We start from the raw sequence: 13,076 nt of genomic DNA on the forward strand, positions 1-13,076 counted from the left end.
CCGTGCGGCGGCCGGCGGGGGAGCGGCGCCCGGATCGCCGGGTGCCGCAACTCCCGTCGACCACAAGGCATTTGTAGAATGTCGTGCCCTGGAGAGACGGCCCGCCGACGCCCGGCGAGGGGCCGTCGCAGGCCGCCCTTCTTCCGGACACGTCCGCCACCGATACGACGCGGAGATCACCGTGCGACTCGCGCAAGTCATGGCACATGCCTTTGAGCGCCACCAGGACCGGCCCGCCGTCGGTGAGCGGGCGAGGGAGTTCGTGCGGGACGCCCGGACCGGGCGCGTGTCGGCGCGTCTGCTGCCGCGCTACGAGACCACCAGCTACCGGCAGTTGTGGAGCCGTACCCGCGCGGTGGCGAGCGAATGGCACCACCACCCGCGGCGCCCTCTCGTCGCGGGCGACCGGGTGGCCCTGCTCGGCTTCACGAGCCGGGACTACGCGACGCTGGACCTGGCGTGCGCCTGTCTGGGCGCCGTCAACGTGCCGTTGCAGATCAGTGCGCCGATCGACAATCTGACGTCCATCCTGGCGGAGACCGAGCCGGTCCTCGTCGCCGCGAGCATCGAGCGACTGGACGCCGCGGCCGAGCTGTCCCTGCGCACCCCTTCGGTCCGGCGGCTGGTCGTGTTCGACTACCATCCGCGCGCCGAGGACCAGGCGGAGCGGTTCGCCGCCGCCCGCGAGAGCCTGGCCGAGGCCGGACGGGACGTGGAGGTCGTCGCCCTGTCGGCGGTCCTCGACCGCGGCGCCGGCCTGCCCGAGGCACCGCTGTACATCCCGGGCGACGACGAGGATCCCCTCGCGATGCTCGTCTACACCTCGGGGAGTACCGGAACACCGAAGGGCGCCATATACACCGAGCGGCTCGCCAGGGTGATGTGGGAGGACCGGTCGAAGGGGGCCGCCACGGACGCGGTCGCCATCAACTACATGCCGCTGAGCCATGTCGCCGGCCATTTCCTGCTGATGAACGCACTGGCCCGCGGAGCCTCCAGCTGCTTCACCGCCGGCAGCGACCTGTCGACGTTCCTCGAGGACCTCGCTCTCGTACGGCCCACCGAGCTGTTCCTCGTGCCCCGGGTGTGCGAGATGCTCCACCAGCTCTACCGGGGCGAGCTGGACCGGCGGACCTCCGCGGGCGGCGACCCGGAGCGGGCCGCGACCGAGGTGCTCAGCCGGCTCCGCGAGGACGTCCTCGGAGGGCGCGTCGGCGTGGCCGGCACCGGCTCCGCGCCGCTGTCCGCCGCGCTGACCGAGTTCACCGAGGCCCTTCTCGGCATTCCGCTGCACAACGGGTACGGCTCCACGGAGGTCATGGGCATCGCCGCCGACGGCATGCTGCAGAGCCCGCCGGTGATCGACTACAAGCTGGCCGACGCGCCCGAGCTGGGCTACTTCCGCACCGACGCCCCCCACCCGCGCGGCGAGCTCCTGGTGAAGGCCGACGGCATCCCCGGCTACTACAAGCGGCCCGAGCTGACGGCGGAACTCTTCGACGGCGACGGCTACTACCGGACCGGCGACATCGTCGCGGAGCTCGGTCCACGCCGTATCGCCGTACTGGACCGCCGCACGAGTGTATTGAAGCTGTCCCAGGGCGAGTTCGTGTCCGTCGCCAAGCTGGAATCGATCTTCGCCGCCTGCCCGTCGGTGCGGCAGATCTTCCTCTACGGCAACAGCGAGCGCTCCCATCTGCTCGCCGTGGTCGTGCCCACCCCGGACGCCCTGCGGCGGTACGGGGACGACCGGGACGGACTCCAGGACCTGCTGAGCGAATCGCTCCGGCGGATCGCCGAGGACACCGGCCTTCAGGCGTACGAGATCCCCCGGGGTCTGCTGGTCGAGACCGAGCCGTTCAGCCAGGCCGGCGGTCTGCTCTCGGACCAGGGAAAGCTGCTGTGGCCCAAGCTCGTGGAGCGTTACGGCGAGCGACTGGAGCAGCTGTACGCCGAGATGTCGGCCCGCGAGACACGGGAGTTGCTCGAACTGCGCCGCACGGGCGGCGACCGGCCGGTGCTGGAGACGGTCCAGCTGGCCGCGCGGGCGCTGCTGGCGGGCTCGACGACGGAGGTGAGTCCCTCCGCGCGTTTCCGGGACCTCGGCGGCGACTCGCTGTCCGCGGTGTCACTGTCGAACCTGTTGCACGACACCTTCGGTGTCCGGGTGCCGGTCGACGTCGTCATCAGCCCCGCGCACGACCTGCGGCAGCTGGCCGCCTACGTCGAGTCCAAGCGCACGGCCACCGTGACGCGGCCCACCTTCGCGTCGGTGCACGGCGAGGACGCCACCGAGACGCACGCCAAGGACCTCGTCCTGGGCCGGTTCATCGACGCGGCGACGCTCGACGGCACCCGCCACCTGCCGCGCCCCGCCGGGGAACCGCGCCGCGTTCTGCTGACCGGCGCGAGCGGGTACCTGGGGCGCTTCCTCACCCTCGAATGGCTCCGCCGGCTGGCCCCGGCCGACGGCAGGCTGATCGTCGTGGTCCGTGGCGAGGACCCGGAAGCCGCCGGACGGCGACTGGCCGACGCCTTCGGCAGCGACGACGCCGAACTGACACGCGCCTACGAGGAGTTGGCCGCGAAGCACCTGGAAGTGCTGGCCGGAGACATCGCCGAGCCGAGACTGGGCCTGGACGAGGAGACGTGGGAACGGCTGACCGGTGAGGTGGACCTGATCGTCCACGCGGGCGCCCTGGTGAACCATGTGCTGCCCTACCGCCACCTGTTCGACGCCAACGTCCTCGGAACCGCGGAGCTCGTCCGGCTGTCCCTGACGAAGCGGCTCAAGCCGTTCACGTACCTCTCCAGCGTGGCCGTGTCCACAGCCCGGAGGGGCCGGCCCCTCGACGAGGACACCGACGTGCGCGCCGCGCTGCCGGACCGGCCTGTCGACGACGGGTACGCCGGCGGGTACACGACGAGCAAGTGGGCGGGGGAAGTGCTGCTGCGGGAGGCGCACGACCTGTGCGAGCTGCCCGTGACGGTGTTCCGCTCCACCATGATCCTCGCGCACCGCCGGTACACCGGGCAGCTGAACGCGCACGACATGTTCAGCCGGCTGCTGTTCACCCTCCTCGCGACGGGCGTGGCTCCGGACTCCTTCTACCGGACCGGCGGCGACGAGGGGTCACGGGCGCACTACGACGGCCTGCCCGTCGACTTCACCGCGGCATCGGTCGTCACGCTGGGACGGAGCACCTCCGGTCACCGGACCTTCAGCCTGGTGAACCCGCACGACGACGGCATCTCGCTCGACACGTTCGTGGACTGGCTCATCGAGGACGGCCACGGTGTCGAACGGATCGGGGACTACGGCGACTGGCTCGTCCGCGTCGAAGCCGCCCTGCGCAACCTGCCGGGGGCGCAACGCCGCTACTCCGTCCTTCCCCTGCTGGAAGGCTTCCAGGAACCGGGACCGGCCGTGCCCGGCTCGGACGTCCCGTCGGATCGCTTCCAGGAGGCCGTCCGGGAGGACGGCATCGGACCGGACCGGGAGGTGCCGCACGTGTCCCGAACCCTCATCCGCAAGTACGTGACGGACCTGCGGCGCCTGATGACCTCCTGACCGGGCGACCACGCCGCTCTCCGCCCCGCCGTACTCCTTCGTCGGCGGGGCGGAGGCCGGCGGCACCGGCGCGCTTCGTCCGGCCGGGTCCGCGCGACACGGGCCCCTCTGCTGCCGGGCGATCCCGGCCTAGGTGTTCGTCGGCGGAGCGGAGACCAGGTGCGCCGCGCGTTCGGCGATGCCCAGCACGGCCGCGTTGGTGTTGGCCGAGACGACCGAGGGCATCACGGAGGCGTCGGCGATCCTCAGGCCCTCGACACCGTGGACGCGCAGGGCCGTGTCGACCACCGCCTCCTCGTCCGTGCCGATGCGGCAGGTGCCGACCGGGTGGAAGTAGGTGCCGACGGTACGGCGGAGGAACGCACCGCACTCGTCGTCGGTGACCACGTCCCGGCCGGGGAGGATCTCGTCGGCCCGCCAGGCCGACAGGGCGTCGGCCCGCGCGATGCGCCGTGCCGTGCGCAAGGCGGCGACCATACGGGCCACGTCGTCGCTCTCGGTCAGATAGGCGGGGTCGATGAGCGGGTACGAGGTGGGGTCCGCGCTGCGCAGGCGCACGCTGCCCCGGCTGGTGGGGGTCCCGAGGCCGAAGAGGATCGAGAAGCCCTCCTGGGCACCCGCCCATCGTGGCTCCAGCGCCACGGGAGTGAAGCTCATCAGGATGTCGGGGTCCCTGCCCGGGTCGGTGCGTGCGAGGAGCATCGCCTGCCGCGAGGGGCCGAGCACCGGGGACTTCTTCACCCCGTAGGAGACCCAGGCCAGCGGATGGTCGTGCAGGTTGGCGCCCACACCGGGGAGATCGGCACGCACCGGGATCCCCAGCTGTCGCAGCTGGTCGGCGGGGCCGATGCCGGAGAGCAGGAGAATCTGCGGAGAGCCGACGGCGCCCGCGCTCAGCACGACTTCCCGCTCGGCGTGGACGGTGCGTGACTTTCCGTTCCGAACGTATTCGGCACCTCTGCACCGGCCGTTGTCGATGAGGAGACGGTGCACCTGCGCGTCGGTGACGACGGTGAGATTGGGCCGTGAGAGCACCGGGAACAGATACGCGTCCGCGGCGCTCTGCCTGCGGCCCCCGGCCACATTCCTTTCGCACCAGAACACCCCTTCGGCCTCCGGGGCGTTCCCGTCCTCGCAGCGCGGGAAGCCCGCGTCGACCGCCGCGTCGTGCAGGTCCCGCGCGAGAGGAGTGGCGGCGGGCGGCTCCTCGATGATCATGGGACCCGCTTGTCCCCGGAAACGCGGATCCCTGCCCCTGGCCTGCTCGCTGCGCATGAGGAACGGCAGCATCTCCTCGTAGTTCCAGCCGGCGGCGCCCTGCTTCTCCCAGGCGTCGTAGCTGGAGGCGCGGCCGCGCAGGTGCGTCATGCCGTTGATACTGCTGGAACCGCCCAACACCCGCCCTCTGGGCCAGGTATGGACGGCGTTGTCGGTACCCGGCTGAGGTGTCGTCGTGTAGTTCCAGTCCACCGACGATCCCCAGAGACCGACCGCCGCCTCGGGGTTCCCGTCCGACATGATCGCGGGGCCACCTCTGGCTCCCGCCTCCAGAAGGGCCACCCGGACCTCGGAGTCCTCCGACAGCCGGGCGGCCAGCACTGCGCCGGCCGTTCCGCCGCCGACGATGACGTAGTCGAAGATCTGCTCCACAGCCGTCCTTTTCATCCGGAGTTTCGTCACGGACTGCCCGGCGCCCCCGGTGACCGGCGGACCCGCCCGCACCGTACGCCTGCACCGCGGGTTCCGGCCGCTGATCCGACCGGCGGCGGCGTCAGCGGACCACCGGCCCCGGGGGCGCCATCGGCGTCGCGACGTCCGCGGCGCACGTCCAGGAGTTCGTTGAGCGGGGGCGGCCGCACGTCACCGCCGTCGTACCGCTCGCCGGGCCGCTCCTTCGCGGCGTCCCGCGCCTGCCGCCGCGCCGCGCGGTCCAGTGCCATGACACCAGCCTGCCATCGGCACTGACCTTGCGTCAGCGGAACACGGACATGTGCGCTGTCCCCAAAAGTTCGTACGAAGCCGCCCCGACGGTGGTGAGGCCGGCACCTCCGTGGACGCCGCCGCCCACGGCCCGGACGAAAGGCGCCTGACGAGGGTCACCCGGGGCGGACGCACTTCTCCGGCGAGTCCGGAAGGGCCCCGGCTTCCTCGGCGAGTACCGGACTGCCCGGCCGGAGGCGGCGGATGCTCCCGTGCGGGCCGCTGAGCCGCCGGGGTCCGGAGGTGTCGATAGGCTGACCGCGTGACCAGTGCTGAAGACGGCCCGCCGACGTCCGGCGCTGCGGACCTGCGGGCCTTCGCGGTGGAACTGCGCCGGATGAACGGTGAGATCAATCGGATGGTCCACGGGTTCGCCGACGACCAGAGTCTGCACGCGACGGATGTTCAGGCGCTGGCCGCCATCCTGGACGCGGAGACGCCACTCACTCCCGGTCGGCTCCGCGACCATCTCGGTCTGACATCGGGCGCCGTGACGGCGTGTCTGGACCGGCTGGAACGGGCCGGGCACATCCGCAGGGTCCGGGAGAGCGCCGACCGGCGGGTGGTTCATCTGCACTATCTGGCGGGGGCGCGATCGGCCGCCCGGAGCTACTTCCTGCCCCTGGCCGAGGCCACGGAACGCGCGCGGGCCGGTTTCAGCGACCCTGAACTGGCCGTGGTCCTGCGCTTTCTCGCCTCGGTGAACGAGGAACTGACCGAGCTGCGCCCGCCCCGCCGCTGACTACCGCGCGCGGTGCCACGATCGCACCGCGGCGAAACACACCGTCGGCCGGTGCCGGGGTACGCGTCGGTTAGGGTAATTCAATCATTGAGATTGTTGTTCGTTGAGTTGGTTACCCGCCATCCGTGCCTTCGAGTCCGTACCCTCGCTCCGGGAGAGACATGCCCACCACCCTTCGCGCCGCCCGATGGCTGGTCCCCGTCCTCCTCCTGATCGCCTGGCTCGGCATCGGTGCCACACTCGGCCCGTACGCCGGGAAGCTCGGCGAGGTCGCCACGAACGATCAGGCGGCCTTTCTCCCGACGAACGCCGAGTCCACCCAAGTCATCGACGCACAGCGGGCGTTCGACCAGGACGAGACACTCCCCGCGATCGTCGTCTGGACGGCCGACGGCGGGGCCGGTACCCCTCTCGGCGACGACCGGCGTGACGCCGCGACCCGCGCCCTCACCTCCCTCACCGGTGATCCGGGTGTCGCCGGCGTCTCCCCGGCCCTGCCGTCCAAGGACGGCGAAGCCCTCCAAGGGGTCGTCCAACTGCGCCCCGACCTCGGCGACACACTGCCCGACGCCCTCGCACGGATCGAAGACGCCGCGGCGGCCGTACCGGGCACCACCGCCCAACTGGCCGGTCCCGCCGCCAGCCAGGCCGACCTCTCCGACGCGTTCGCCGGAATCGACGGCCTGCTGCTCGGCGTCGCGCTCCTCACCGTCCTGGTCATCCTGCTGCTCGTGTACCGCAGCCTGCTCCTCCCGCTGATCATCATTGCCGGCGCCGTCCTCGCCCTGGGACTGGCCTGCGCCGTCGTGTACGAGCTGGCCGACCACGACGTCGTACGCGTCGACGGCCAGGTACAGGGCATCCTCTCCATCCTCGTCATCGGTGCCGCCACCGACTACGCCCTCCTGCTCACCGCCCGCTTCCGTGAAGAACTGGCTCTGCGACCGCACCGGATCACCGCCATGCGCTCCGCCCTGCGCCGGTCGGCCGGCCCCATCACGGCGAGCGCCGCCACGGTCGCCCTCGGCCTGCTCGCCCTGCTGCTGAGCGACCTCACCAACAACCGCGCGCTGGGCCCCGTCGGCGCGATCGGCATCGTCTGCGCCGTACTGAGCACCCTGAGCTTCCTGCCCGCCGTCCTGCTCCTGCTCGGCCGCGCCGCGTACTGGCCCGCGAAACCCCCTCGCGCGGCCGACGACCCGAACGAGCCCGGCGGCTACGGCGGTCACGGCATCTGGACACGGGTCGCCGCCCTGGTCGACCGCGCCCCGCGCGCCGTGTGGGCGGGAACCCTCGCCGCGCTGATCGCCTGCGCCGCGTTCGCCCCGACGCTCACCGCGAAAGGCGTGCCCCTGGACGAGATATTCGTCAACGACGCCCCCTCGGTGGCCGCCCAGCGCACACTCGGCGAGCACTTCCCCGGCGGCTCGGGCAACCCGGCCGTGGTGATCGCCGACGCCGACGCGCTCCGGCCGGTCCTCAGGGCCGTCGAACGCACCGGGGGCGTCGCGGACGCCGCCCCCGTGGCGGAGTCCGGCCGCCCCGGCGGAACACCGCTCGTCGTCGACGGCCGGGTCAGGATCGACGCCACGCTCGACGGCGCCGCCGACAGCGACGCGGCCAAGAACACGGTGGCCCGGCTGCGCGACGCGGTGCACGCCGTACCGGACGCGGACGCGCTCGTCGGCGGCTACACCGCCCAGCAGTACGACACCCGCCGGACGGCCGAGGAGGACCGGCTGCTCATCGTGCCCGTGGTCCTCGCGATCATCCTCGTGATTCTCGTCGGGCTGCTCCGCTCACTGCTGATGCCCGTGCTCCTCGTCGCCACGGTCGCCCTCAACTTCCTCGCCACGCTCGGCGTCTCCGCGCTGGTCTTCCGGCATCTGCTCGGTTTCACCGGCACCGACCCGTCCGTCCCGCTGTACGGTTTCGTCTTCCTCGTGGCCCTCGGCGTCGACTACAACATCTTCCTCATGTCGCGCGTCCGCGAGGAGTCGCTGCTGCACGGCACCCGGCGGGGCGTTCTGCGCGGACTGACCGCCACCGGCGGTGTCATCACCTCGGCCGGTGTCGTACTCGCCGCCACTTTCGCCGCCCTGGGAGTCATCCCGCTGGCCTTCCTCCTCCAGATCGCGTTCATCGTCGCCTTCGGCGTCCTGCTCGACACCCTGGTCGTCCGCTCACTGCTCGTCCCCGCGCTGGTCCGGGACATCGGCCCCACCGCCTGGTGGCCGGGAGCGCTCAGCCGGGGACCGCACGGTCGGCCGGGAAAGCCCCAGGACGCCGCGGCACCTGCCCAGGCACACCACTGACCCGGCAGCCCGACGGCACGTCATCCTGGTCGGGACGATCCGGCGCACGGGGCCGCAGGGCGCGGGCCGGTACGGGAAGCGTCTTCCCGCGCACGGGAAGACGCGCGGGCGGGCGTCGGTCGACTGTGCCACGGCGTTGATCCGGGCTGCCCTCGCCCACACCTCACGCGCCGCCCCGTTGACGTGATTTGCCGATGATCGTAGGCTGCCTCGCCGTCGGTTTCGGCCATGTCCATGACGCAACTCCCCGCGCACGCGCGGGAGTTGCGATCGTCCCTCCACCGCAGGTCAGGGCCACCGCCCGACCGTCGCACCCGCACCGCTCCCCACCCACAACTCTGGGAGACGCCTGTGAACAGACATCGCGTGACCACCTGGGCCGCCTCATCACTCGTCGCAGCTCTCGCGTTGACCGGCACGTTCACCGGCCCCGTGGCCGCGGCGGAGGACCGGGCGGGTGCGGTCGCCACCGCGACCGACCCCGTCACGCACGCGGAGAACGACCGTGTCCCCGAGGGCTCGGTCTGGACGCAGAGCTACTTCCCGTCCTCCGACGGCTCCGGCACCGAACTGCACGCCGACGTCCTGCTCCCCGAGGCCCTGGCCAGGAAGAAGCGGAAGCGCGTGCCCGTCATCCTGTCGATCGGCCCCTACTTCGGCCACTCGGGGCAGACCGGCCCCGAGAACTGGACACACACCGGTCCCTCGAACCGCTTCCAGGACTTCATCGAGGGCACCGACCTGTTCGACGAGGGATACGCCTTCGTCATGGTGGACCTGCGCGGCTTCGGCGGCTCCACCGGCTGCCTCGACTGGGGTGGACCCGGCGAGCAGGCCGACGTCAGGGCCGCCGTCGACTGGGCGGCCGGCCAGCCGTGGTCCACGGGGGCGGTCGGTATGTACGGCAAGTCGTACGACGCCGTCACCGGCCTCATCGGCAACAACCTGGACCAGCGGGCGCTCAAGGCCGTCGTCGCCCAGGAACCCGTGTGGGACATGTACCAGTACATCTACTCCAACGGTGTGCCCCGCCCGAACGTCACCGGCACCGCCAACGCCTACAACTCCATCGCCACTGTTGACCAGATGGCGGACGACGACCCGCGCTACCTGGCCAACTCCCGGTGGGAGGAGACCCACCCGGAGTGCCTCACGGAGAACTCGGCCGGATACCGAATAGCCGACCAGCGGGACACGCACTGGACCTCCCGTGACCTGGCCAGGATGGCCAAGCGCACCGACACCCCGCTGTTCGTCACCCAGGGCTTCATCGAGAACAACACCAAGCCCGAGGAGATGCAGGAGTACCTCGGCAATCACACGGGCCCCGAGCGCGGATGGCTCGGCCAGTGGGACCACGTGCGCGGCGGCGACCGCACCAGCGACGGGCGCCTGGCGATGGGACGCGAGGGCTGGTACGAGGAGACCCTCTCCTTCTACGACCAGTACCTCAAGGGCGTCAAACCGAAGGTCGACTACCCGGCCTACTCGGTCCAGGACTCCACCGGCACCTGGCGCGCCCAGAAGACGTGGCCCGTCGTGGAACGGCCCGTCACCCTCCCGCTCGGCGACGGCTCGTACGTCGACGACGGTGGCGCCTCCGCCCGCGAGGGCTTGGCTCCGTCCGGCGAGGCGGCGCCGGGGCCCGGCGAACAGCCCTCCGGCGAGTGGGACATGGAGAACGCTCCGGCCCTCGACCCGGCCGCGCCGAAGGGCTTGGCGAAGGCGCAGGCGAAGCGCCAGAAGGCCGGCGAGATCACGTCCAGCTTCTTCGTGTGGTCCAAGCCGGTCGAGCGGGCCGTGCGGGTCACCGGCACCCCGCAGGTCTCCCTGACCGCGAAGGGCGCGGGCAACGTCATGGTCAAGCTGTACGACGTGGCCCCGGACGGCACCGCCGTCATGTTCGACGAGCAGGTCTCCCTGCTGGACTCCGGCAGGCTGAGGGTCGACCTGAAGGCGACCGACTGGACCCTGGCCCCCGGGCACGTCCTGGCGGTGGAAATCGGCTCCATCCAGACCGGTTCGTGGCGTGACACGCCCTCCGGCGAGACGATCGAGGTCAAGAACGCGCGGCTCGACCTGGCCCTGGACGGCCCGGCCGACGACCGCCCCACCCCCGGGGCCCGTTCACCGTTCCTGGACACCTACCTGGGCCAGTACACGGTGGACCTGCCGGCCGGCCCCCCGTCGTTCACGCTCCCCTCCACCGGGCGCCACTGACCGTCGGGTCGTCCGCGACCGTGTGCCCACCGAGCAGCGTGCCGTCCCCGTTCAACGGCGGCGGCACGCTGCTTTCGCGGAGCCGGCGGATCACTCCGCCCCCGGGGCCCCGCGACTCGCATCAGATCCGAGAGATCCGGGGACGGGCCGGTCTCGCGGCAGTCCGGGCACCCTTTCCGAGGCACGGGCCCGTTGTGCCCCGGCGCATGAGGCGCTTGGTGATGAGCGCCCCTTGCGCCTCGGTCGCCGATTCCGCCAAAGGAGCACGGCGGCCCGCGGCCCCCAAGAGGGCCAAGTCGTCCAATGAGTTCGGCGGCCACAGACGTTTCTCGCTCCTCGGAACCCACGATGGTGACCAGGTTGTCGTACTCGTCGGAGAGGCAGAACCATTCGATGCTGTCGTCGGTGAGCTGGAGAGGAGCCTCGTGGGACGAGGGTTCGCTGATCGGCGCGATCCAGCTCTCCAGGACTTCGCGGCCGTACTGCATGGAGGTGCCGTCGTGCTCCTCAACGCCGTCTCCAGCGATGACGACGTAGATTCCGGCCGCGGCGGAATGCCGCCCGGCGGCGGGTCGTCGGCGGTCCGGAAGGGGTGTTGTCCTCCTTGTGGAAGTGGCGTGCTCAACGGGGCATAGACACAAGGCGCTCATCCATGAAGCGCGTCCCAGTGGAGGGTGCGGTCGCACCAGTGGCCGAGCAGCGTGCGGTCGTGACCGACGGCGAGCAGGCCGGCTCCCGTGGAGCGGCGGTACTCTTCGACCGCCGCGACCAGGGCAGCGGTGGTGGACGCGTCGAGCATGGCCGTCATCTCGTCACAGATGAGCCAGCGGGGGCGCAGGACGAGGGCGCGGGCGAGGCAGGCGCGCTGGAGCTGGCCGTCGCTGACCTCGTGCGGGCGCCGTGTCAGCAGGTCCCCGGTCAGGCCGACGGTCGAGGCGAGCTCCGCGACCCGTCCGGGCACCGCGTCCCGTTGGCCGGTGGCGCGCAGGGGTTCGGCGATCAGGTCCCGGAGCCGGAGCCGCGGGTCGGTGGAGAGCCGGGGCTGCTGGAAGACGGCGCCGAACGCCGTGCGGGAGACGCGTGGGGCCCGGTGGCGCCAGCGCCGTATCGGAACGCCGTCCAGCGTCAGCGTGCCGGAGTCGGGCTGGTGCAGGAGGGCCGCGACGCGGGCGAGAGTGGACTTGCCGCAGCCGCTGGGGCCGAGCAGCCCGACGGATTCGCCCGGCTCGACGGTCAGGGAGGCGTTGCGTACGACGGGGGCGCCCGGGTCGTATCCGGCGGTGATGTCACACAGTTCGAGCACGGACGTCCTCCGGTACGCGCGGGTGGTGGCAGGCGGCGGTGCCGGTCAGTGGCGGCGGGGTGATGCAGGCGCCGGTGGCGCGGTCGCAGCGGGGGGCGAAGGCGCAGCCGTCGGGCAGGTCGCCGAGTTCCGGGGGCAGACCGGGGATGGGGGTGAAGGTGCGGTCGGGCAGGGCATGGAGGAGACCGTGACTGTAGGGGTGGCTGGGGCCGGGGGTGCCGAAGAAGTCGGCCGCTTCGGTGATTTCGACGATCCGGCCCGCGTACATGACGGCGACCCGGTCCGCGATGCGTTCGGCGGCGGGCAGGTCGTGGGTGATCAGCAGCAGGCTCCGGCCTGCGCCGTCGATGTGACGACGGAGTTCGTCGATGGTGTGCTCGACGAGGTCGCGGTCGAGTCCGGTGGTGGGTTCGTCGGCGAGCAGGAGGGGCGCGCCGCCGATCAGAGCCAGGGCGGTGGCGGCGCGCTGGGCGAGGCCGCCGGAGAGTTCGTGCGGGTAGCGGTCGAGATGGTCCATCGGGAAAGCCGCCCGTTCGGCCGCTTTCTCGGCTGCGGCACGTACCGCCGCGCGGCCCCGGACGCCGGTCAGCGCGGTGACGGTCTCCTCCGTCTGGGAGCGGATGGTACGGACGGGGGTGAGGTGCGCGGCTGGGCTCTGCGGTACGAGGCCGATCAGCCGGCCCCGTACGGTACGGGCGAGAGTGCGTTCGTCGGCGGCCAGCAGGTCGAGGTCACCGAGACGGGCCGCGCCGGTGGTCTGCGCGTTGGCGGGGAGCAGCCCGAGAAGGGCAGCGGCCAGGACGGACTTGCCGCAGCCGCTCTCGCCGATCAGGGCGAGGCATTCGCCGGGCGCCACCTCGAAGTCGGCGTCGGTGACGGCCGCGACGTGACGCCCGCCGGGCATGCGGAAGCGCACCGACATGCCCCGTACGGACAGCAAGGCCC

General features: G+C 71.8%; 7 protein-coding genes. 4 read left to right on the forward strand and 3 right to left on the reverse strand.

What is annotated here, in order from left to right; all coding sequences use genetic code 11:
• The first annotated feature begins 88 nt into the window (after window positions 1-88).
• Window positions 89-3,571, forward strand: coding sequence for a carboxylic acid reductase (car, locus tag OG875_RS29790; protein WP_443079298.1), 3,483 nt, complete (start codon window positions 89-91; stop codon window positions 3,569-3,571).
• A 129-nt stretch (window positions 3,572-3,700) separates the two neighbouring features.
• Here the strand turns inward: car and OG875_RS29795 are convergent, their stop codons facing one another.
• Window positions 3,701-5,236 carry a GMC family oxidoreductase gene (locus OG875_RS29795; RefSeq protein WP_330177337.1) on the reverse strand — a complete coding sequence of 512 codons (1,536 nt, stop codon included), beginning with the start codon at window positions 5,234-5,236 and terminating at the stop codon, window positions 3,701-3,703.
• A 577-nt stretch (window positions 5,237-5,813) separates the two neighbouring features.
• Between OG875_RS29795 and OG875_RS29800 the strand changes: the two genes are divergently transcribed.
• From OG875_RS29800 to OG875_RS29810, 3 genes are all read left to right on the forward strand, one after another.
• Window positions 5,814-6,293, forward strand: a complete 480-nt coding sequence (locus OG875_RS29800; RefSeq protein WP_330177338.1) for a MarR family winged helix-turn-helix transcriptional regulator — start codon at window positions 5,814-5,816, stop codon at window positions 6,291-6,293.
• A gap of 161 nt (window positions 6,294-6,454) precedes the next feature.
• Complete coding sequence (locus tag OG875_RS29805; protein WP_330177339.1) at window positions 6,455-8,608, forward strand: MMPL family transporter; 2,154 nt, start codon at window positions 6,455-6,457, stop codon at window positions 8,606-8,608.
• A gap of 228 nt (window positions 8,609-8,836) precedes the next feature.
• Window positions 8,837-10,828: a CocE/NonD family hydrolase gene (locus OG875_RS29810; protein ID WP_443079225.1), complete on the forward strand. Its 1,992-nt coding sequence runs from the start codon at window positions 8,837-8,839 to the stop codon at window positions 10,826-10,828.
• Between the two features lie 646 nt (window positions 10,829-11,474).
• Here OG875_RS29810 and OG875_RS29815 read toward each other — a convergent pair.
• Window positions 11,475-12,131: an ABC transporter ATP-binding protein gene (locus OG875_RS29815; protein ID WP_330177340.1), complete on the reverse strand. Its 657-nt coding sequence runs from the start codon at window positions 12,129-12,131 to the stop codon at window positions 11,475-11,477.
• Complete coding sequence (locus tag OG875_RS29820) at window positions 12,115-13,053, reverse strand: ABC transporter ATP-binding protein (protein ID WP_330177950.1); 939 nt, start codon at window positions 13,051-13,053, stop codon at window positions 12,115-12,117. The genes OG875_RS29815 and OG875_RS29820 overlap by 17 nt, the downstream gene beginning before the upstream one ends.
• Window positions 13,054-13,076: the final 23 nt, after the last annotated feature.

This window comes from Streptomyces sp. NBC_01498 (genome assembly GCF_036327775.1).
GTDB lineage: Bacteria > Actinomycetota > Actinomycetes > Streptomycetales > Streptomycetaceae > Streptomyces.